Annotated in this window: 18 protein-coding genes and 1 pseudogene; 13 read left to right on the top strand and 6 right to left on the bottom strand. The window is 63.1% G+C overall.

The annotated features are described in order from the left end of the window. The 11 genes from IPK59_11400 to IPK59_11450 all read left to right on the top strand — a co-directional run bounded on the left by IPK59_11400 (window position 1) and on the right by IPK59_11450 (window position 10,128). On the top strand, window positions 1-966 hold the full coding sequence (locus IPK59_11400; GenBank protein ID MBK8159329.1) for a homocysteine S-methyltransferase family protein: 966 nt from the start codon (window positions 1-3) through the stop codon (window positions 964-966). 13 nt (window positions 967-979) lie between these two features. After that, the gene (locus tag IPK59_11405) at window positions 980-1,609 is read left to right on the top strand and encodes a GNAT family N-acetyltransferase (GenBank protein ID MBK8159330.1); all 630 of its coding nucleotides are present in this window, start codon (window positions 980-982) and stop codon (window positions 1,607-1,609) included. Window positions 1,610-1,645: 36 nt separating this feature from the next. Continuing rightward, complete coding sequence (locus IPK59_11410; GenBank protein ID MBK8159331.1) at window positions 1,646-2,215, top strand: DUF2062 domain-containing protein; 570 nt, start codon at window positions 1,646-1,648, stop codon at window positions 2,213-2,215. Window positions 2,216-2,306: 91 nt separating this feature from the next. After that, window positions 2,307-2,867, top strand: a complete 561-nt coding sequence (locus IPK59_11415) for a DUF2062 domain-containing protein (GenBank protein MBK8159332.1) — start codon at window positions 2,307-2,309, stop codon at window positions 2,865-2,867. 85 nt (window positions 2,868-2,952) lie between these two features. Next, on the top strand, window positions 2,953-4,344 hold the full coding sequence (locus IPK59_11420; protein MBK8159333.1) for a glutamine synthetase: 1,392 nt from the start codon (window positions 2,953-2,955) through the stop codon (window positions 4,342-4,344). 176 nt (window positions 4,345-4,520) lie between these two features. Continuing rightward, the gene (locus tag IPK59_11425; GenBank protein ID MBK8159334.1) at window positions 4,521-5,270 is read left to right on the top strand and encodes a PspA/IM30 family protein; all 750 of its coding nucleotides are present in this window, start codon (window positions 4,521-4,523) and stop codon (window positions 5,268-5,270) included. Then, window positions 5,270-6,958 (top strand): ATP-binding protein, encoded by a 1,689-nt coding sequence (locus IPK59_11430; protein ID MBK8159335.1) that lies wholly within the window; start codon window positions 5,270-5,272, stop codon window positions 6,956-6,958. The genes IPK59_11425 and IPK59_11430 overlap by 1 nt, the downstream gene beginning before the upstream one ends. Further along, the gene (locus tag IPK59_11435; protein MBK8159336.1) at window positions 6,945-7,799 is read left to right on the top strand and encodes a hypothetical protein; all 855 of its coding nucleotides are present in this window, start codon (window positions 6,945-6,947) and stop codon (window positions 7,797-7,799) included. The genes IPK59_11430 and IPK59_11435 overlap by 14 nt, the downstream gene beginning before the upstream one ends. Further along, window positions 7,796-8,524, top strand: coding sequence for a hypothetical protein (locus IPK59_11440; protein ID MBK8159337.1), 729 nt, complete (start codon window positions 7,796-7,798; stop codon window positions 8,522-8,524). The genes IPK59_11435 and IPK59_11440 overlap by 4 nt, the downstream gene beginning before the upstream one ends. Further along, window positions 8,481-9,527 carry an OmpA family protein gene (locus IPK59_11445; protein ID MBK8159338.1) on the top strand — a complete coding sequence of 349 codons (1,047 nt, stop codon included), beginning with the start codon at window positions 8,481-8,483 and terminating at the stop codon, window positions 9,525-9,527. The genes IPK59_11440 and IPK59_11445 overlap by 44 nt, the downstream gene beginning before the upstream one ends. A 25-nt stretch (window positions 9,528-9,552) precedes the next feature. Then, window positions 9,553-10,128: a DUF2062 domain-containing protein gene (locus IPK59_11450; protein ID MBK8159339.1), complete on the top strand. Its 576-nt coding sequence runs from the start codon at window positions 9,553-9,555 to the stop codon at window positions 10,126-10,128. 1,645 nt (window positions 10,129-11,773) lie between these two features. Here the strand turns inward: IPK59_11450 and IPK59_11455 are convergent. From IPK59_11455 to IPK59_11475, 5 genes and pseudogenes are all read right to left on the bottom strand, one after another. Beyond that, window positions 11,774-11,914 (bottom strand): annotated as a pseudogene (locus tag IPK59_11455) (SEC-C domain-containing protein). Between the two features lie 22 nt (window positions 11,915-11,936). After that, complete coding sequence (recJ, locus tag IPK59_11460; GenBank protein MBK8159340.1) at window positions 11,937-13,718, bottom strand: single-stranded-DNA-specific exonuclease RecJ; 1,782 nt, start codon at window positions 13,716-13,718, stop codon at window positions 11,937-11,939. 16 nt (window positions 13,719-13,734) lie between these two features. Further along, entirely contained in the window at window positions 13,735-14,694 is a 960-nt protein-coding gene (glpX, locus tag IPK59_11465; protein MBK8159341.1) for a class II fructose-bisphosphatase, read from the bottom strand. Window positions 14,695-14,708: 14 nt separating this feature from the next. Next, window positions 14,709-16,022 (bottom strand): homoserine dehydrogenase, encoded by a 1,314-nt coding sequence (locus IPK59_11470; protein MBK8159342.1) that lies wholly within the window; start codon window positions 16,020-16,022, stop codon window positions 14,709-14,711. 54 nt (window positions 16,023-16,076) lie between these two features. Beyond that, window positions 16,077-17,417 (bottom strand): OmpA family protein, encoded by a 1,341-nt coding sequence (locus IPK59_11475; protein ID MBK8159343.1) that lies wholly within the window; start codon window positions 17,415-17,417, stop codon window positions 16,077-16,079. 336 nt (window positions 17,418-17,753) lie between these two features. Between IPK59_11475 and phaC the strand changes: the two genes are divergently transcribed. Both phaC and IPK59_11485 read left to right on the top strand, forming a co-directional pair. Beyond that, window positions 17,754-19,499: a class I poly(R)-hydroxyalkanoic acid synthase gene (gene phaC, locus IPK59_11480; protein MBK8159344.1), complete on the top strand. Its 1,746-nt coding sequence runs from the start codon at window positions 17,754-17,756 to the stop codon at window positions 19,497-19,499. 115 nt (window positions 19,500-19,614) lie between these two features. Further along, entirely contained in the window at window positions 19,615-20,274 is a 660-nt protein-coding gene (locus IPK59_11485) for an aquaporin (GenBank protein ID MBK8159345.1), read from the top strand. Between the two features lie 175 nt (window positions 20,275-20,449). Here IPK59_11485 and IPK59_11490 read toward each other — a convergent pair whose 3' ends face one another. Beyond that, window positions 20,450-22,531, bottom strand: a complete 2,082-nt coding sequence (locus tag IPK59_11490) for an elongation factor G (GenBank protein MBK8159346.1) — start codon at window positions 22,529-22,531, stop codon at window positions 20,450-20,452. Between the last annotated feature and the right edge of the window lie 35 nt (window positions 22,532-22,566).

Genomic DNA, 22,566 nt, shown 5'->3' on the forward strand with positions numbered 1-22,566 from the left:
ATGACCCAGATTGAAAAGGCCCAATATCGCCATGCCCAGTATCGCCAGGCCCTGCCGCAGTTGAAGGGCGGCATCTTCCTCGCCGACGGCGGGCTGGAGACCACATTGGTGTTCGAGGACGGCATTGACCTGCCCTGCTTCGCCGCCTTTCCCTTGCTGGACAACGATACCGGTCGCGCCACCCTGCGTGGCTACTTCGCCCGCTATCTCGATATCGCGGCCAGGAACGGCGTCGGCTTCGTGCTGGATACGCCGACCTGGCGGGCCAATGCGGATTGGGGCGCCAAGGTCGGTTATGATTCGGCAGCCCTCGCCCGCATCAACCGCGATGCGGTAACCTTCATCGCCGATCTGCGCGCGCATCTTGCCAATGCGGGCCGGCCGATCGTGCTCTCGGCGGTGATCGGCCCGCGTGGTGATGGCTATGTCGCCGGCACCGAAATGAGCGTTGCCGAGGCGGAGCGCTATCACAGCGCGCAGATCGAGAACTTCGCCGCGACCGCAGCCGACATGGTCAGCGCCGTCACCATGACCAACGTGCCGGAAGCAACCGGCATTGCCCGCGCGGCGAAGGCGGCGAAGATGCCGGTCGTCATTTCCTTCACCGTCGAGACCGACGGCAAGTTGCCGAGCGGCACCACGCTGGGTGCCGCGATCGAGGCGGTCGACGCGGCCACCGGCGGCTATCCCGCCTATTACATGATCAACTGCGCCCATCCGACGCATTTCGAAAGCGTGCTGAAAGGCAGCTGGATCAACCGCATCGGCGGCATTCGCGCCAATGCCTCGACCAAGAGCCATGCTGAGCTCGACGCCGCGACCAGCCTTGATGCGGGCAATCCGCAGGAATTGGGCCAGCAATATCGCGCTCTGCGCCGATTGCTGCCGCGCGCCACGGTGCTGGGCGGGTGCTGCGGCACCGATCATCGCCATGTCGAGCATATCTGTCACGCTTGTGCGGCGTGAGGGAGGGACGGTGATGCGTTTTGCAGCCATGGCGCAGACGGCCAAATACAACACCCTGTCGATCGGCCTGCGGCCGGCGGGACCGGAGGACGCCGCCGACCTGGTCGAACTGGTAAATGCGGCGGGCGAAGGCCTGCCGGTGATCTTCTGGCGCTCCATGGCGCCCGACGGCATCGATCCATTGCTGGTCGGCCGGCAGCGCATCTGCCGTGACGAAGGTGTGTTCTCCTACACCAAGGCGGAAGTGGCGGTGGTTGGGGGTAGTGTCGCCGGGACGGTCATCGACTATGCGTTGCCGGACTTGCCCGACGCCGTGTCACTGGTGACACCGGCGCTGATCCGGCCCTTGAACGAGTTGGAGAACCTTGCCTGCGGCAGTTGGTACGTGAACATCCTCGCCGTGGCGCCGGCATGGCGACGGCGGGGCATCGGCCAGCACTTACTGCGCGCGGCAGCATTCCGGGCAGCCGCGGCCGGGCGACGGGAGCTTGCCATCATCGTTTCCGACGGCAATCTCCCAGCGCAACGACTTTATGCAGCGATGGGCTTTGTTGAGCGGGCAAGACGGCGGATGTTCAAAGGTGACTGGCAGAATCCCGGTCAGCATTGGCGGCTGCTGACCAAGCCTGTGCCGCGTACCTGACATATCGCTGTCATCATCGCCCTGCATAGATCGGGCATGGCGAATCCGGCGGCACCCCCGCGTCCCAGGAACAAGGCTGACCGCAGGCGACTGATACCGTTCAGCACGCGGGTGGGTCGCCTGCTCCGCCTGCGCCTCACCGTGCCTTTGCTGCGTGCGCGCCACACCCCGGAGCTGGCGGCGCGCGGCACCATGATCGGACTCATCTGGGCCTTCACGCCGACCTTCGGGCTGCGCATGCCGCTGGTCCTGCTCACCTGGCTGGTGGCGCGCCACCTCTGCCGCTGGGATTTCAGCCTGCTGCTGGGAATCGCCTGGACCTGGACCACCAATGCCCTGGTCACGCTGCCGGTCTATTACGGCTTCTATGTCACGGGGCAGATCCTCCTCGGCCGCTGGCACGATCTCGGTGGGTTCGCTGCATTCGAGGCATTGTGGGAACCACTGCGCCGTGCCGATCCGGCACCGATTGTGGACCTCCTCCTGGATTGGGGACTGGTCCTGTGGCTGGGGGCGTTGCCCTGGGCAATCCTGATGGGCTGGCTCGGCTATCGCTGCAGCCTGCGGCTGCTGCGCAGGCGACAACCGGCGCGCAATCCAATCTAGCGCACATACACTGCCCTTGCGCCCGGACCTTTCGTCGACCAGATTGCCGGGCATGAGACACAAGACGAAACAGCCTGCGGCAGGGCGCCGCATGAGCTTTCTGCAGAAATGGCAGCGCCTGCTGCGCTACCGCCTGATCATGCCGCTGCTGCGTTCACGCCATGCGCCGGAACACACGGCGCGCGGCACGGCGATCGGCATCATGTGGGGCTTCACGCCTTCGATCGGCATCCAGATGCCGGCGGTCTTCCTCACCTGGGTGATCGCGCGACGGATGTTCAACTGGGACTTCAACCTGGTGCTGGCTTTGGCCTGGACCTGGATCAGCAATTTCGTCACCGCGCTGCCGCTCTATTACCTTCTGTACGTCACCGGGCAGATCATGTTCGGTCGCTGGTACGATCTCAGCGGCTATGAGAGCTTTCTCAGCCTGTGGCAGGGCAGTTTCAGCGCCGATCAATCGCTGCTTGAACAATTGGCGATGCTGGGCCGCGTGCTGGTGCTGGATTGGGGCATCGCGATGGCGGTGGGATCCGTCCCGTGGGCCGCCGGCATGGGCCTGCTCGGCTATCACTACAGCCTCCAATTCGTCCGCGCCCACCGCCAGCGCCGCGCCGAACGCATGCGGCGGCAGAAATCCCACACGGCTTGATTAAACCCATTTGGGTGGCATAGGGTCGCCCAGTTCATTTGGGGCCGGTCAATTTGGGGCCGATCAAGTCTAGGGAATCATCATCATGGCCAGGAAGCCAGCCGCGCAAAACAGCGAATTCGACGCGTTTCTGAAGCGTTATCCGAAGACCCAGGATGTCGATGTCTTCGTCCATGACATGAATGGTTTCCTGCGCGGCAAGCGCTTCCCCGTGGCCGAAGCCAAAAAGCTGTGGGAGAGCGGCGTCGAGATGCCGCGCTGCCTGCTGTTCCTCGATCCCACCGGCGACGATCTCGATCCCGGCGGTCGGTCGGAAGCCATGGGCGATCCGGACGGTACCGCGCATCCCATTCCCGGCCGCCTCGCACCCGTCCCCTGGGCGGAGCATCCGACGGCGCAGGTGCTGCTGCAGATGCATGACCCCTTCATCACCGGCGAGACCAATGCCGGCAAGCCGTCCAAATATTGCCCGCGCGCAGCGCTGCAGGGCACGCTGGCACGTCTCACCAAACTGGGTGTGACGCCGATGGTGGCGGTGGAGCTTGAATTCTACCTGCTCGATCCGGCGCGCGATGCAAGCGGCCAACCGCAACCGCCGAAGAATCCGCAGACCGGGCAGATCGAGACCTCGAAGCAGCCTTACAGCATGGATGATCTCGACGCCTATGCGACCTTCATCCGGCGCGCAGCATCCCATGCCGAGGCGCAGAGCATTCCGGCCTCGGCTGCCATCACCGAATATTCGCCAGGCCAGTTCGAGATCAATCTGAAGCATCAGCCCGATGCGGTCGCCGCCTGCGACAATGCCGTGCTGCTGAAGCGCTGCGTCAAGGGAACGGCGCGCGAGCTCGGCTATATCGCAAGCTTCATGTCGAAGCCTTTCCTGCAGGCGGCCGGCAGCGGCATGCATGTGCATGTGAGCCTCATCGACAAGGCCGGAAAGAATTTGTTCGGCGAGACCGGCGCCAAGGGCGAGCAGATGCTGCGACATGCCATCGGTGGGTTGCAGGCGACGATGGCGGAATCGATGGCGATCTTCGGCGCCAATCCCAATGCCAGCCGCCGCTATGTGCCCGGCAACAATGTGCCGATGAGCCCGGAATGGGGCTACAACAACCGCACGGTGGCCTTCCGCATCCCGGCCGGCGGCCCCAAGGCGCGGCGCATCGAGCACCGAGTCGCCGGGGCCGATGCCAATCCCTATCTCGCCATGGCGGCGATCCTGGCCGGCATCGCCCATGGGCTGGAACAGAAGCTCGATCCGGGCGCCCCTGCCGAGACCGGCGATTTCAAGCGCCCACCGGACCCGCGCATTCCGTTCAAATTCCCGGCCGCGCTGGAACGCCTCGCCAAGGCCCGGATCCTGCCGCTCTATATCGAGCCGGAATGCCTCGCGCTCTATGTCGATGCGCGCCGGGCCGAGTTGGAGAAGTTCTCCGACGTGATCGCCCCGCGCGAATACGATTGGTATCTGTAGGCGGTTCGGGCCGCAGTGAGGTCCGGTCTGGCGTCAGCCGGACTGGGCCAACACCCGTTAGGGTGCTGTTGAAGCACGTTTTTTGCTAGAAGAAGCCGCCGATCGATGGCAGTCTGTGGCCCTATGCGCGGCCGCCTCTGCGGCACAGTGACGGCACGTCACGGAAAGGGGAAACCATGTTCGGACGTATCGGCAATTTGCTCAGGGCGTTTCTCAACATTTTCGTCAGCAGCGTCGAGCGGCAGAATCCAGAAGCCCTGCTGCAGCTGGAAAAGGAGAATCTGCGCAAGCAGATCGGCAATTTCAACCAGGGCCTGGCGTCGCATGCGGGCCTGGCTGAGCGCCTGATGGGTCAGGTGCGCAAGCTGGAATCCGACCAGAACGACCTCCGCGCCAAGGCCTCGGCACATCTCAAGGCCGGCAACAAATCCGCGGCCGGGCAATATGCCCTGCGCCTGCAGACGGTGGAACGGGAACTGGCCGAGAACCGGCGGCAGTTGGAGCAGGCCGAGACCACCTATCAGAACATGGTGAAGGCGCGCGACGTGGCGATCGCCAGCGCGCGGGCCAAGATGGAGAGCCTGCGCGGCGCCATCGCCGACATGCGGATGAATTCGGCCATGGCCGAGATGCACGAAATGGCCGCCGGCATGATCGGCGAGATCGGCGGCGGCGGCGACACGCTCAACCGTCTCCATGAAATGGTCGAGGAAGAGCGCCAGAAGTCGGCGGGCCGGGCGCGCGTCGCCAAGGATTCGATCGACATGACCGACATCAATATCAAGGAATCGGAGATGAACGCGCTGGCCGATCAAGCACTGGCCGATTTTGCCGCCCGCGAGGGCCTGGCGCTTGAAGGCGCACCGGCGGCACCGGCACCGCGCGCCATGGGCAGCGCCAGCGAAGGCGCCGCGGAGAAGAACTGATGCCCCTGTCGCCCGAGGCACCGGCCTGGGCAGCCGAGATCGCACTCGCCTATGAGAGCACCTCCCAGGGACAGTTCATCCTCTCCGGCAATGTTCACGACCGCATTCCGCTCAAAGGCAAGCTGATCAATTTGGTCGGTTATATCGAGACGGAGTTGCTTGCCGGCTTCCAGATCGTGTTCTCCTTCGATCTTGGCAATGGCTTGCGCGTGACGCGCGGGGCGGATCTGCTGGAAGGATGGAGTGGGACGAAGCGCCTGGACGGCACCATCCGCCAGCCCTTGATGGCGGTCGAGCTCATCAGCGCCTATCTGCGCTATCTCGCCAATCTGCAGACCTTGCGCCAGGACAAGCCTCTGCATGTGGCCGCAATCCTGCGCGGTGCCGACGAGATCCTGCCGGCGACCGGCAATGGCGGCCATGAATTCGGTGGCCCTGCCAGCCTGCTGCGCGATTGGGCCGGCGAGACACCGTTCTGCGATTTGCCCTTCGTCAGCCTCCTCATCGCCGACAATATCAACGATCTGCACCCCTCGGTGGCGTTCAATCCACGGGCTGCGCGCGTGCAGGTGCCCTTGCCGCCCGTGGCAACGCTGAGCGCCGCCCTCACCTTGCTGCGCCGTGACTTTGCCCCGGCCTTCGAGGGGCTGGACGGCAGCGACGACAACACCGCCGCAGCACTCAGCGGTGTCGCGGTGACGGCGGTCGAGTCCCTCTGCAAGCAACGGGCCCATCAGCGCAAGCCGATCCGCAAGGTCGACCTGGTCGACATCAAGAAGGAACTGGTCGAGCGCGAGAGCGGCGGCCTCATCGATTTCATCGAGCCGCGCCGCACGCTGGCTGATTACGAGGGCCAGGCGGCGCTGAAGACCTGGCTGAAGCAGGATGTGGCTCTGTGGCAGTCGGGCGATCTCAAGGCCCTGCCAAAGGGCTATCTCATCTGCGGGCCGGTCGGCACCGGCAAGACCTTCCTGGTCGAATGCCTGGCGGGCGAAGCTGGCGTGCCGGTCGTGAAGCTGAAGAATTTCCGTAACCGCTGGGTGGGGTCGAGCGAAGGCAATCTTGAGAAGATCTTCAGCCTGGTGCGCGCACTCGGCCGTTGCATGATCTTCATCGACGAGGCCGACCAGGCGCTTGGCCGCCGCAACGCGGATTCCGGCGATAGCGGCCTTTCCGGACGCCTCTATGCGATGATCGCGCAGGAGATGGGCGATGCCGACACGCGCGGCCGCGCCATCTGGATCCTCGCCTCCTCGCGGCCGGACCTCATCGAGGTCGACCTCAAGCGCCCGGGCCGCGTCGACGTGAAGGTGCCGCTGCTCCCCACCACGACAGCAGAGGAAAGCGCCAAGCTGCTGCGGGCGCGATGTCGCCGGGTCGACCTTGCTCTCAGCATCGCCCCGTTGACGAGCCTTGGCACCAAGCTGCCGCTGCTCCTGACACCAGGTGCCGCCGAGGCCATCGCGGTCAAGGCCTATCGCCTGTCGCGGACCCAGTCGCTGTCGCCATTGCAGGCGCTCGGCCTGTGCCTCACAGGCTATCAGGCGCCGGTGCCGGAAGACGTCATGCAATTCCAGATGCAGCTTGCGGTACGCGAGGCAACCGATCTTGCCTTCGTGCCGGAATCGCTGCGCCACCTCGCCAGTGATCCGAACACCCGTGATGGGCAATCCCGTGCGCTGGGCTAAGTATCTCTGGCGCGCACTCAATGCGCGGCCCTTCGGCATGCCGATCCCGCCGCTCTGGTTCGGGATCGCGGCCTTTGCATTGCTGGGCCATTTCCTCAACCCCGCCTTCTACCTCATCGGCGGCGGTGTCACGGCTTTGTGCGCGGGCCTCATTGCCAGCAACCGGCGTTTCCAGAACAGCGTCGACGCGGCCGATATGGAACCGGGTGAAGATCCGCAGATTGCGCTGCTGAAGCGCCTCGACGAGGAGAGTCGCGCGCGCCAGGCGAAGCTGGAGCAGCAATGCAGGGAGCTGCAGCGCGTGCTTGAGGGCGCCAATGCCGGGCATGAACATATCCAGGGCGTCTGGCAGCTGGCGCAATTGCATCTCCGGCTGCTGGCGGCGCGGTCGGCGGCGGATGCGGTGGTGAGCGGCCGCGACGGCGAAGCAGGCAAGCAACTGGCCGTGCAGGCCGCGGTCCTCAATAAGCGGATGGCGCAGCCGGATATCGACCAGGAACTGCGCGAAGCCCTCGATGATCAGAGCAAGCTTCTGGAGAAGCGCCTCGCCGTGCAGACCGAAGCGCACCGGCGGGTTCAGTTGGTGGATGCCGAACTCGACCGCATCCGGGAGCAGATCGCCCTCATCCGCGAAGAGGCGCTGCTGACCTCCGATCCTGCCGGCATCCGCCGGTCGGTTGATTCATTGGCGGCCTTCCTCAATGAATCGGGCCGCTGGCTGCAGGACCAGGAAGAGATTTTTGGCGGGCTTGATCCGCTGTCGTCGGACCCCTTTGGCCCGACATCGCCTGATACGCAACAACGGCCGCGCAACGGCAGTCGCATGGGAGAATCGCAATGACAGATCGTGGTGTCGGCAAACCGTCCGGCGGCTCTCCGCTCGGCATCATCCTCACGCTGCTGTTCAGCATCGCGGTGATCGGCGTCGGTGCCTGGCTCTATCTCAAGAGTGCCGAGACGCCGGATGCGCCCGCTACGCCGGCCGCGGCAACCACATCGCCGCAGCTGCAATCGACACCGCAGGACGAGGCAGCACCGGCCGCGGCGCAGATCGGCGAGGCGCCCACCCCCGTTGAACCCACGGCCGGCAGCCCGACGCTGGAACTGCCCGCGGCCTACGTGCCCAAGAACAATGTTCTTGAGGTCGATATCAGCGAATATGCCGGCTATGGCGGCCTCATCGTCGCCAATGGCGGCTTTGCGCCCAACCCGGACTCGTTCTTTGCCAAGGAGTATGGCTTCCAGGTCAAGATCACGGTCTCGGAAGAGGAGACCTGGGGCAAGCTCAACAATGGGAAATTCGCGGCGGCGGCCACCACCACCGACGTGCTGGCGGTGCTTGGCCGGCAGTTCGACGTCACCGTGCCGGTGCAGATCGGCTTCTCGCGCGGCGCCGACATGATTGTGGTCGACCAGGGCATCGTCTCGGTCAACCAGCTCGCCGGCAAGATTCTGGCCGGGTCCGGAATTCAACGAGAGCGAATTCTTCCTGCGTTACCTCGCCCAGGAAGCGGGTTTGCAGGTGAAGCTGCTGCGCGATCTAGACGCGAAGCCCGCCGCCAATGAAGTGGGCCTCGTGCTCTATGAAGACGCGTTCGTCGCCTGCGACGCCTATGCCTATGAACTCCAGGGCAACAGCCCGCGCCTCAATGGCTGCGTGGGGTGGACGCCGCGCACCGACGAGGTGATCGAGGCCTCGGGCGGCAAGGCAAAGAGGCTGGTTTCCAACCGCAACCTGCTGGTGGTTGCGGACATTCTCACCGTCAACAAGGGCTTTGCCGATGCCAATCCGAAGATGGTGAAAGGCCTCGTGCATGGCATCCTGGAGGGCAATCGGCGCCTCCGCGACCAGCCCGACCAGCATGTCGGCATCGTCGCCAAGGCCTTCGGCTGGTCGGAGGCCGACACGCGCGACGAGCTGAGCCGCGTCCACCTTTCCAACCTGCCGGAGAACCTCGCCTTCTTCGACGGCACGATCGACGCCGCCGGCTCCTATTCTGGGATCTACCAATCCTCGGTGCTGGCCTATGGCAGCCGCATCCGCAACCCGGTCGATGGCGAGCGCTTCCTGGATCTCGCCCATCTGAAGGCATTGAAGGCCGAGGGCAAGTTCGCCGACCAGAAGATCGCCATCGCCCCCATCAAGACCAGCGCCAGCCAGCAGCTGGAAGGCGATCCGCTGCTCAGCAAGGATATCCGCTTCTTCTTCGAGCCGAACTCCTCCACGCTCGACAGCACCGCCAAGGAGAACCAGGACTACCTCGACACGATCAAATCATTCCTGCAGGTGAGCCCCGGTTCGCTGGTCCTGCTGCGCGGCCATGTCGACAATGCCCGGGTCGAGGAGTTCCGCAAGCAAGGCGGCGAGGAGCTGGTGAAGACGATGGCCCTCAAAGCCATGGAGCTCTCCAAGGAACGCGCCAACGGCGTGCGCGCGGCCCTTCTCAAGAAGCATCCCACGATCGATCCCAAGCGCATCGAGATCGTCGGCCGCGGCTGGGAAGAACCAGCCGGCCCCGACAGCGACCTCAACCGCCGGGTCGAGGTACAGTGGTTCACGTTGGAGTGACGGTGCGGGCGGCCGAAGCGCTGACTTGAGAGGCGGCGGCAGCAAGCGGCGGAGCTCTCTCTACCGCGCCTTCCGCTACCGCCTGCTCATCCCGATGCTGCGTGCGCGCCACGCGCCGGAATTCGCCGCGTGCGGCACGATGGTAGGATTGATGCTGGCCTTCACGCCGACCATCGGCCTCCACATGACGCTGGCGCTGGCGGTGTGGGTGATCGCCACGCGCCTCTTCAAATGGGAGTTCAGCCTGATCCTGGCGCTGGCCTGGACTTGGGTCAGCAATGTTTTCACCGGCCTGCCGATCTATTACCTGCTCTATGTGACGGGGCAGCTGCTGATGGGCCGCTGGCAGGACCTCTCCGGTTACGCCGAGTTCATCGACCTCTGGCACACATTCACCGCCGGCGACCACACCATCTGGCAAGACGCCACCATCATGGCCAAAGTCATGCTGGAAGATTGGGGTGTCGCGATGTGCGTGGGGGGAGCGCCCTGGGCGGTGGTGGCGGGTGGGATTGGATATTGGGTGAGTCTGAAGTTTATCCGCGCATATCGGCGGGAGAAGGCGGTGCGAAGGGGACCTTCACGTAGCCAAATGTCGTAGAATTGCTTGATCGACAAACTTCCCCAATCGGAGCACATCGGGCCTGTCGGCAAGCGCTCGACCCTTTGCTTGCTCAGTTGTCGTCTTCGTTAACTGAAGAAGCACTATGCTGCGATTGAAAAATAGCCCATGTCACGCGCTCTGCTACAGCCATCATCAAATCATTTCGTTCCAGATTTCCAAATTGGGCGATGTCCGGAGCCCCCGATATCTGTCGTAGAATCTGTTCGTTCGTATAGTCGGCGTAGACGGTCATCAACCACTCGAACATCTCTAGCGGGGTGTCCGCCCGTTTGTTTGGCTGACGAAGTTCACCAAATATTGCACTACCAAAGCTGACGTACTCGCGCAGCTCCTGATCAGTCATGTCCATAGTTAATATGTGAGCGCCAATTTCATCTGACATAACGCCCAGATACATGCACCGTTCATCTTCAGAGACAGCAACAGAGGTTACTTCGGCAAAACCGATGCCAGAATCACTAAAAAAATATTTTTCACCAATCATAATGCGGCGACTACCGCCATCTATTGTCTCCGATAACAACCGACCGTCAAAAGTTGATGGCAGCTCTGTATATCGAACGATCATGTCGAGGATATGGTAGATATCGATGTGCTTTTGTTTTTGCTGATAAATTACATGCAACGGCAACGCACCGCCCTTTAGAAAATCTGGGATGCCGTAGCCAAAGGCCGTGGTCACGCTTTGTGCGCGGTCATCCATCAAATGGCGATGGTAGTTCCAGTTTGTCACGAACACGTAAGCCGAAATATTCGTCGTGCGAGCGGATTCACTCTCTTTGAGTCGCCCTATAGCACGCTCGACCCACATCGGCGGCTGTTGATTTGTCGCCACTTGGTCACTGTTTGTGTCGATGAAAACGAGGCGAGTGCTTGCCGATGGCTTCTGCAAGGCCTGACGTAGATGCGCAGTCACTTTGTCAGTCGGGTCCTTATCCTTGCTCCCATCGACGTTGCTTTTTCCAAGAACGCCAGCAACAGCACGCATTTTTGCTTCGACGGTGTACTTCTTGCCGGTTCGTTTCGATATCGCTGAAAATTCACAATGTTTTGTGGTCTTATCATGCTCATCCTCAAGCACCAACTCAAACCCGGCCCGAATTAAGACATTAGCTATCATGAGTTCATGATAAGCACCTTGGAAATTCTTGGGATCTCGGAGACGGATGAGCAGACGATCTTGCAGTTCTACGTTGTGTTTGATCAGATAGAGACTGTAAGCGAGTCCGAGGAAACACCAAGCGACTCCTATTCCATTGGCGCTTCGAATTCCGCCTGATTGCAATGGATCGCGAGTCTGGAATTCGTAAAATGCTTGATACCATTGCATTACGATGTGTCGCTCAAGCATCGGCTTAGCGAGTTCCGCAGTCCCCCATTCCGTTCCGAGTACGGATTTGATGTAGTGGACAAGAAAGTCAGGGAAGGTTTTCCATTTTTTCGACCAGTAAATGCGATCACCCGTAGCAACGATACGGTGACCAGCCACTTCTGCCGAAACAATCGGCCGGCCCAGTCCTTGCTGGCGCTCGCGAATAGCCTCCTGCGCCAGATTTTTGCGCACTACTCCGCGGGTGGACGTGGCCTGTTCCTCATAAATGGGGCCGCGATTTGCGATGCTGCCACAACACTTCTTAAATTTTTTTCCACTACCGCAATGGCACGGCTGATTGCGCCCAACTTTGGCCACACTTCTCACCTTGCTCTTCTGATCGTGCCAGAATAAAGGCCAATTATCGGCCAAAGCCGATCTTTTGTGCAGAGAATTTTATTGAGAGTTCCCCTCACCCCGCCAGCGCGGCGTCCTCCACCACCATCTGGACGCTGTCGCGGCCTTGCCAGGTGTCGCGGCGGAGATGGCCGGCGACGTGGAATCTCTGCCCTCGGGCGGTGGTGAAGAGGCGGCCCAATTCGTTCTCGGCGGCGCGGAAGGCGATGGCCTTGATCCTGGTGCCGTCGGCGCCTTCCAGGCTCAGGCGCAGATGGGCGCCGCCGACCACGTCGGCAAACGCCAGGCGCACATTGGGGAGGGCGAAGCGCGGTTCAGCATTGCCGGCGCCGAAGGGGCCCATGCGTTCCAGCATCGTGATGAGATCGGTGGTGGCGGCGCGCGGCTGCAGGGCGGCGTCGAGGTCGAGCACGGGGACGAGGCGTTCGCCGTTCATGTCACCGGTGAAGCGCGTACTCAGGAATTTGCAGAGATCGTCGAGCCGGTCTTCGGGCACCTCGAAGCCAGCCGCCATGGCGTGGCCGCCGCCCTTTTGGAGGATGCCCGCCTCGCGCGCGGCGATGATGGCGTTGCCGAGATGGAGACTGCCCACGGACCGGCCGGAGCCCTTGCCGACACCCCTTTCGAGGCTGACGACGCAGGCCGGGCGCTGGTAGCGCTCCTTGAGGCGTCCCGCCACGATGCCGATGACGCCGGCATGCCAGTCATGACCCGCCACAAAGATGAGATAGGGGCTATCCCCGGCTTGTGCTTCGGCAGCGGCGATGGCCTGGTCGAGGACCCGGGCTTCGATATCGCGGCGTTCGGTGTTGAGGAGGTCGAGTTCGGCGGCAATGGATTTGGCGACCTCATTGTCATCGGTCGAGAGCAGCCGCGCGCCGAGATCGGAGCGCCCCACCCTGCCCCCCGCATTGACGCGGGGGCCGAGCAGGAAGCCCGCGTGATAGGCGTTGGGGCGTTCATTGATGCGGGCGACATCTGAGAGCGCGTTGAGTCCGGGGTTCCTGCGCCCCGCCATCACCTTCAAACCCTGTGCCACCAGGGCGCGGTTGATGCCGGTCAAGGGCACCACATCGGCGACCGTGCCCAGCGCCACGATGTCGAGCCATTGCATGAGGTCGGGTTCGGGTCGATCCGCGCCATAGGCGCCGCGCGCGCGCAGGGTGCGGTTGGTGGCGACCACCAGCAGGAAGGCCACACCAACGGCTGCCAGCTGGCCATGCTGGCCGGATTCATCAAGGCGGTTGGGATTGACCACGGCGGCCGCCATCGGCAGGCGCGGTTCAGCGACGTGATGGTCGACCACCAGCACGTCGAGGCCGGCATCCTTCGCTGCTTCCAGCGGGGCAAAGGCGGTGATGCCGCAATCGACCGTGATGACGAGGCGGGCACCCTGATCCTTCAACGCCAGCAGGGCAGGCGCGTTGGGGCCGTAGCCTTCCTTCATGCGGTCGGGGACATAGAGAATGGGCGCCTTGGCGCCAGCCGCATTGAGGAAGCGCAGCAGCAGCGCCGACGAGGTGGCACCGTCGACATCGTAATCGCCGAAGATGGCGATCTGCTCGCCGGATTGAATGGCGTCGGCGAGGCGCGACGCCGCCTGGTCCATGTCACGGAACATCGAGGGGTCCGGCATCTGGTCGCGCAATCGTGGTTCCAGATAGGCCGCGGCCCTGTCGAGATCCTGGCCGCGGGCCGCCAGCAACTGGCCGATGAGGTCGGGAAGACCCTCGCGCTGGGCGATGGCGAGGCCCAGCCTTTCGTCACCCGCCCGCTGCCGCCACAGGCGGCCGCTGGCGGATTGGGCGACGCCCAAGAAGGCGCCGCTTTCCGTCATGCGCGATGGGTCGGCATCAGACGCCTTGCGGCTTCTTGATGGTCCAATTGTGCTGCGCCTCGATGATGCGCACGGTGCCGGTCTTCGAGCGCATGACCATGGAATGGGTCGTGGCGCTGGTGGTCGAGCGACGCACGCCGGTCAGCATCGGGCCGTCGGTGACACCGGTCGCTGCGAACATGACGTCGCCCTTGGCGAGGTCGAGGAGGTCGTATTTGCGGTTGAGATCGGTGATGCCGATCTTGCGGGCGCGGCCCTTCTCGTCCTCGTTGCGGAAGACGAGGCGGCCCTGCATCTGGCCGCCGATGCAGCGGAGCGCGGCGGCCGCCAGCACACCTTCCGGCGCGCCACCCTGGCCGATATAGATATCGACGCCGGTACCGGGCTTGGCGGTGGCGATCACGCCGGCGACGTCGCCGTCGGAGATCAGCATGATGCGGGCACCCGTGGCGCGGACCTGGGCGATGAGATCGGAGTGGCGCGGGCGGTCGAGAATGCAGGCCACGAGATCGCTGATGTCCATGCCCTTCGCCTTGGCGAGGTTCTTCAGATTCTCGGCAGGCGTTGCGTCGAGGTCGACGATGCCCTTGGGCAGGCCCGGACCGACGCTGATCTTGTCCATATAGGTGTCGGGCGCATTCAGGAACCCGCCGGCTTCCGCCATGGCGATGACGGCGAGGGCATTGGTGCCGCCCTTGGCGGTGATGGTGGTGCCTTCCAGCGGATCAAGCGCGATGTCGATCTTCTGCCCGCCAGCGCCGACCTTTTCGCCGATATAGAGCATCGGCGCTTCGTCGCGTTCGCCTTCGCCGATCACCACCGTGCCGTCGATCGGCAGATCGTTGAGCGCGGTGCGCATGGCGTCGACGGCGGCCTGGTCGGCCGCCTTTTCATCGCCGCGCCCCATCAGGCGCGAGGCGGCAAGGGCGGCGGCTTCGGTGACGCGAACGGCTTCCAGCGCCAGATTGCGGTCCATCTCTCAGATCTCCTTCAACTCAGTGTCTCGATCGGGAGCACATGCGCGGGCTCAAGGATCGAGTTCACCTGGGCGAGACGCGCAACGACGCGGCCGATGGCCGCCTCGGTCGTCTCATGTGTGGTCAGAACAATCGGTACCGCTTCCCCCGGGGAACGTGCGCGCTGGATCATGGCTTCCATCGACACGCTCTCGTCGCGCATGACACCGGCGATATCGGCGATGACGCCGGGCTTATCGACCACCATCAGGCGCAGATAATAGGACCCGGCATGAAGCCCAACCGGCGCTTGGGCCGCTGGTTCCAAAGTTTCCGCAGGGGCTGAAAAAGCAGGCAGAATTCGGTCGCGGGCGATGTCCATGAGGTCGGCGACGATGGCGGATGCCGTGGGACCCCGCCCGGCGCCCCGGCCGATGGCCATGTTTTCACCAACAAAATTGCCGTTGGTGACGACCGCGTTATAGACGCCGTCCACCTTGGCGATGGTGCTGGCGACCGGCACCATGCAGGCATGGACGCGCTGCTCGATGCCGTGGGCGGTCTGGCGCGCGATGCCCAGGAGCTTGATCCGGTAGCCGAGTTCGTCGGCATAAGCGATGTCCATGGCCGAGACATTGCGGATACCGCTGATGCGCACGCCGGCGAAATCGACGGCACAGCCGAAGGCGACCGAGGTCAGGATCGAGAGTTTATGGGCGGCATCGACGCCGTCGACATCGAAACTGGGATCGGCCTCGGCGTAACCCAGCTTCTGCGCCTCGGCCAGCACATCGGCGAATTCGCGGCCGGTCTCGCGCATCTGCGTCAGGATATAGTTGCAGGTGCCGTTGAGGATGCCGTAGACGCGATCGATGCGGTTGGCGGCCAAGCCTTCGCGCATCGCCTTGATGACCGGGATGCCGCCGGCGACCGCCGCCTCATAGGCCAGCGCCACGCCGGCGCGTTCGGCGGCCAATGCCAGGGCGGTGCCGTGATGGGCGAGGAGCGCCTTGTTGGCGGTCACCACATGGCGTTTGTTGGCGATGGCTTTTTCGATGAGATCCTTGGCCTTGCCCTCGGAGCCGCCGATCACCTCGACCACGACATCGACCTTGGGGTGGTCGGCGAGATTGACCGCGTCATCGACCCAGTCGATGCCGGCAAGGTTCAGGCCACGATCCTTCTTGCGGTCGCGCGCGGAGACGGCGGTGACCACGATCGGCCGCGGGCAATGCTTGGCAAGAATGTCCGCATTCGTCTGCAGCAGTTCGATGACTCCGGCGCCGACCGTGCCGAGGCCGGCGATGCCGACCCTCAAGGGAGATTCAGGTTTTCGATCAACAGCCACGGCAAAGCTCCCTCGGCCACGCCGAGCCCAGCAGAATGTTCATGATCCCTGGACTCAATAGGCCGAGAGATAGATCTCAACGCGGCGGTTGTTCGCTTCGCCCGCCGGCATGGTTTCCGGCGCCACCGGGGTGGTCGAGCCAGCCGCCGCCACCTGAACCAGGGCCGCCGGGACACCGGCGCGGGTCAGCGCACGGGCGATGGCATTGGCCCGCTTCAGCGACACGTTGTAGTTCACCTGGTCCTGGGTATAGGGGTTCATGTTGCCGGTGCGCTGGCTGGCATGGCCCACCAGACGGATGACGCCGCCATAATAGCGGTGCATTTCGGCGATCTGCTTCACCACCCGGGCGTCGTCACGTCCAAGTTTGGCAGACCCGTTGTTGAAGAACACCACGCCGACCGGCTGGCCGGCAGCCGGCAGCGGCGGCACGCTAGCTGCCGGTGCATAAGACTGGAAGCCCGGCGCTGCGGCATAGGCCGGCTGATAAGCCGCTCCGCCATACGCCACCGGCTGCGTCACGCCATAAGGCGAGCGGTAATAGGCCTGGGCCGGGTTGTTGCGCTGATAGGGACTGTAGCTGGCATATCCATAGGTGCCGCCGGCGGCGACCGAGGAATAGTCGACCATCACCGGGGTGGCCACCACGGTCGGGGCGCTGGCCTGTGGCACCGCGCCCGGCTGGACGACATACGCATTCTGCCCGCTGCCGCCCAAGGGCTTCGAGCCGGGTTGGGGGGTGCCGATATAGCCCTGGCTGACGGTGCCCAAGGGGGTCATCTGCGGGGCCGGATACTGGCCGACAACGGCCGGTGTCGCGGCGGGCAGGGGCTGCTGGCTCACACTCGCGACCTGCGGTGCCGGGGTACCAGCGGGCGCCGTGGCAGCCGGCGGGGTCGAAGCCGGGGCCGTCGACGCAACAGGAGCCGGCGCTGCCGGGCGCGCGGCGGTCGAGCCCGGCGCCATCAGCGTTTCATCGGTGTATTGGGCGTTGGCGCGGTCGGCGGCGAGGCCAGGCTGAACGCCGGCTTCAAGATCGGCCGGAACTGGCGCCGCCTTTGGCACGCTGTTGATGTCGGGGACAGCGCCACCGGTTGCTGAGCTCGTTGCAGCATTTGCCGTCTGGGTGGCGGCTGCCTCGCCGGTTTCCTTGGCGGCATCGGCCGCTGCCTGCTTGGCGGCGGCATCTCGGGCGGGCTGCTGGACATCGCTGCCGAACCAGGACGAGCAACCGCTGATGGCGATGAACGCCGCCACGGCCGCCCACCGGCGCATCGCATGCCGTGAATGCGGCAGGAAAGGCCTGAGGGCCGAGCCGGAATTCAGCGCCAAGCGGCCAACGGCCTCGGCGACGGCAACACCGCGCGACGCGGCCAGATCCGAGAAATCAACCATTTACATCCTCCCCAGGGCCCCAGGACCGACCGCGCCTTGAGGGACCCAATCCGGCCCCGGCCGCGCTCTTGGTCAAGTATGCCATCCTAATGCGCAAACTACTGGCGCAAAATAAAAGTTCCGATTTTTTAGACTGGGCTACTATAACAAACAAGCGAGATCATGGACGTGAAAAAGCGTTAGGTCCTAAATCTTTGTTATTTTTGTCCTTTCCAAGGATCAACAATGGCCAAGAGCGACCCCGGAAGCCGCCCCCCCAGCGGAAAAGGCAGCCCCCAAGGCAAGCCGAATACGCAGGATCCCCAAACGCCCGACCCACAGGTCATGGCAGAGTCGATGAGTCGCATCGCTGAACAGTCGCAAAGGTTGATGCAGGAATTCCTCAGCCGGCATGCCCATGACTTCAGCATCGGGCCGGATGCCACCAGCCTCGGCCGCGCCTTCCTGGAAATGACCACGCGAATGATGGGCGATCCGGCCAAGCTGCTCGAGGCGCAGGTCTCGCTCTGGCAGGACTACATGAATTTGTGGCAGTCCACGGCCGCCCGCATGATGGGGCAGGAGCCGGAACCGGTCATTGCCCCCGCCAAGGACGACCGCCGCTTCAAGGACGCCGCCTGGAACGACAACCAGGTGTTCGACTACATCAAGCAATCCTACCTGCTGACCGCGCGCTGGATGCAGAACACCGTGCGCACGGTCGAGGGGCTCGACGACAAGACGGCGAAGAAGGTCGATTTCTACACCCGCCAGTTCGTCGATGCGATGGCGCCCAGCAATTTCGTCATGACCAATCCAGAAGTGCTGCGCACGACGATCGAGAGTCGCGGCGAAAACCTGGTCAAGGGGCTGGAGAATCTGCTCGAAGATCTGGAGCGCGGCAACGGCAAGCTCAAGATCTCGATGACCGACCAGGAAGCCTTCGAGATCGGCAAGAATGTGGCCGTGCAGCCGGGCAAGGTGGTGTTCCAGAACGAGTTGCTGCAGCTCATTCAATATGCGCCGACCACGGAGAAGGTCGCCAAGCGCCCGCTCCTCATCATCCCGCCCTGGATCAACAAATATTACATTCTCGACCTGAAGCCCCAGAACTCCTTCGTCAAATGGGCGGTCGACCAGGGGCAGACCGTGTTCATGATCTCCTGGGTCAATCCGGATGAGAAACTCGCCCAGAAATCCTTTGTCGATTACATGCTGCAAGGGCCGCTCGCCGCCATCGAAGCCATCACCAAGGGGCTTGGCGAGAAGAGCGTCAATGTCATCGGCTATTGCCTGGGCGGAACGCTGCTTTCCTGCCTGCTCTCCTATCTCGAGACGAAGAAGCGCTCGGACCTCATTGCCAGCGCCACCTTCCTCACCACGATGATCGATTTCGCGGAGGCAGGTGAGCTTTCCATCTTCATCGATGAAGAACAGCTCACGGCCCTTGAAGACAAGATGAACGAGCGTGGCTATCTCGAGGGGCATGAGATGGCGGCAACCTTCAACATGTTGCGCGCCAACGACCTGATCTGGTCTTTCGTCATCAACAACTACCTGCTCGGCAAGGAGCCTTTCCCGTTCGACCTGCTCTACTGGAATTCGGATTCCACGCGCATGCCGGCGGCGATGCACAGTTTCTATCTCAGAAACATGTACCAGAAAAACCTGCTGATACAGCCAGGCGGCATTGAGCTTGACGGGGTGAAGATCGACCTTACCAAGATTGCGCAGCCAAGCTTTGTGCTGGCAACGCGCGAGGATCATATCGCGCCCTGGGTTGCCGCCTATGCCGCGACGCAGACCTATAAGGGGCCGGTCACCTTCGTCCTGGCGGCATCGGGACATATCGCCGGGGTCGTCAACCCGCCCGCGTCCGGCAAATACAGCCACTGGATCGGCAAGAGCAACAAGAACTATCCGGCAAAACCTGAAGACTGGTTTCAGTCGGCCGATCAGCACCCCGGCTCGTGGTGGCCGGAATGGCAGAAGTGGATCAGCGGCTTCAGCGACGGTCAAGTCGATGCGCGCCAACCCGGCACCGGCAAGCTGAAGGCGATCGAGGACGCGCCGGGATCCTATGTGAAGGTGACCGCGCAGTAATTTCCTGCGCCACTCACATTCGGGCACCAGTATAGCAATTCACCCGACTGTCTTTGTCGACGCGGACACTTTCTGATAGTTTGGTCTACCATCAAACTCTTGGGGAGAGACGGTGATGAACAAGCTGATTGCCGAATTCATCGGTACATTGACGCTCGTCCTGTTCGGCTGCGGTGCCGCCGTGTTGGGCGGCGAGCATGTCGGGCAGTTGGGCATTGCCCTCGCTTTCGGTTTTGCGATCGTTGCCATGGCTTATGGCATCGGTCCGGTCTCCGGCTGCCATGTCAATCCGGCGGTCAGCCTCGGCGCCTTCATCGCCGGTCGCATGGAGGCCAAGGACATGGTCTCCTATTGGGTGGCGCAAGTGCTGGGTGCGATCGCGGGCGCCCTCATCCTCATGATCATTGCCGGCGGCGCCGATGGCGGACTGGGCCACAACGGCTGGGGCCCGGGTTATCTCGGCGAATTCGGCCTCGGCCAGGCCCTGGTATTCGAGATCGTGATGACGGCGCTGTTTGTGATCGTCATCCTGGGATCGACCGGCGCCGGCTCAAGTCCCGGCTTCGCGGGTCTTGCCATCGGCATCACGCTGGCCGTCATCCATATCGTCGGCATCCAGGTGACCGGTGTTTCGGTCAACCCGGCGCGCAGCATCGGCCCGGCAGTCTTCGTCGGTGGGCAGGCCCTGGCACAGCTCTGGTTGTTCATCATCGCCCCGGCCATCGGCGCCGTGATCGGCGGGCTCTTGTTCCGTTTGAATGTGATCAAGCCGTAGGCAGAAAATACTTTGACATCGCAGGGCCATCTCAGCCCCCTCTCCCCTTGCGGGAGAGGGTCGGGGTGAGGGGGTGGTGAGAGCGGATTCCCGGAGAGATCCCCCTCACCCGCTCGCTTTGCTCGTCACCCTCTCCCGCAAGGGGAGAGGGTCCAAATTGTCAGGCAAAATGAGTTTACGCAGCCCCCTTATGCGGCACCGCCTGGCGCTGCTCGATCACCTTGTCAGCAAGGCGGCCGCTCAATTCCTGCAAATGATCGAACTGGTATGAGAAGTTGCCGATGCCCAGGGTGAGCGAGCGGAGTTCGATGATCATGTCATGGAGTTCCGATTGCGGCACCAGGGCCTGCACAACTTCCCAACCGGTCCAGTCTTCCTTGGCCTGGAAACTGAGGATCTGACCGCGCCGCCCGGTGACGAGGTTGTGGACGCGCGCGGTGAACTCCGCTGGTGCCGACACCTCGACCGAGAAGATCGGCTCCAACAGGATCGGTCCGCATTGTGGCAGCGCTTCCTGCATGGCCTGGCGCGCCACCGTTTTAAACGCCATGTCGGAGCTGTCGACGGCATGGAACTGGCCGTCGAACAGGGCGACCGCCACGTCGACCACAGGGAAGCCAAGCGGACCGCGCGACAGCGATTCCCGCGCGCCCTCCTCGACCGAGCCGATGAACTGCCGCGGTACCGAGCCGCCGACGACACGATCATGAAATTCGAACCCGGCGCCGCGCGCCAGCGGCCAGACCTCGATATGGATATCAGCGAACTGGCCATGGCCGCCCGATTGCCGCTTGAAGCGCGCATGCTGCTTGACGCCGCTCCGGATCGTTTCCTTGTAGCTCACCTGCGGTCGGCGATGCTTCATCGGCAGGCTGAAGCGCGACTTCAACCGATCAAAGGCGATGTGCAGATGAATCTCGCCCTGACCGGAGAGCAGGAGCTCATGCGTGTCCGGATCATGGGTGAAAGTGAGCGAGGTGTCTTCCTCGGTCAGTTTGGCGAGCGCGGTCGTCAATTTTACCTCGTCGGCCCGATTCTCCGCATCCATCGCCAGAACAAAGAGCGGCTCGAGCGGAGCCGGCCAGGCGAAATCGGGATTCTTCTTGCCTGAAGCGGTAAGGAGATCGCCGGTGTGGACCTCCTCCATCCGCGCCAGCGCCACCACTTCACCGGTGTTGGCATGCGGCACTTTTTCGAAGGCATTGCCCTTGGGTCGCAGCACGCCGGCCACGCGGGCGCCATTGAGCACCGACCCTTCGCTGACCCGGCCGCCGAAGATGCGCGCCAGCGAGAGCTTGCCGGCATGGGGCTGGTGGTAGGTCTTGAAGACCAGCGTCGAGGCGTCGTAGCTGGAAATGCCCAAGCGCTGTGCGAGAGCTTCCGGCCCGGGCACTTCATGACGCAACGCCTTCAACAGACGACGTACACCGCCATCGCGCTCCGCTTCGCCGAGCAGGACCGGCACAATGAGATCGGACGCCAGATCCTTGGCGAATTGCTGATAGATCTCATCCTTCGGCGGCACCACGTCGCTCAGGATTTCTTCCATCAGATGATCGTCGAAATCCGCCAGCGATTCCAGCATGCGACCGCGCGCTTCCTGTTCGCGCGGCAGGATTTCCTCCGGCATCTGGATAAGGTCGGATTCCTGGCCCGGATGATATTTGTAGGCACGCTCGCTCACCAGATCGACATAGCCGGTAACTTCGCCGCCATCCTTGCCGGCGCCCCGGATCGGCACCTGACGCAGCACCAGCGGGCGGCTGGAGACCGCCTGCAGCGCGTCCAACATTTCACGCACACGGTAGGTCGAGACATCCATCTTGTTGATGAAGAGGATATGCGGGATCTGATGATCGTCGAGGAATTTCAGGGTTGGCGCCAGCATCAGCGCCTTTTCAATGACCGGTTCGCAGACGACGATAGCGACATCGGCCACCATCAGCGCATTGCGCGCTTCCTGCGCCAGTTCGACCGAACCCGGACAATCGAGGAAGCACCAGCGTTCGCCCAAAAAATCCGTGGTAGCGGCGGTGACTTCGACCGACATCTTGCGGGCGCGTGCTTCGGCGGAACTGTCGGCGATCGTATTGCCTTCCTTGGCGGTTCCCTTGCGATGGGTGGCCCCGGTGACGAAGAGCAGACTTTCAAGAAGGGCGGACTTGCCGCTGAGATAGGGACCAACGATGGCGGCGCAGCGCGGCGCCCCCGGTTCTCTGCCGTTTTGTGTTCCAGCATGTTGAGTGACTGTAGCCATCTCGACCTCCTTTTCGCTGATGAAATTTCGCGTGA

This window comes from Rhodospirillaceae bacterium (assembly GCA_016712715.1).
GTDB lineage: Bacteria > Pseudomonadota > Alphaproteobacteria > Dongiales > Dongiaceae > Dongia.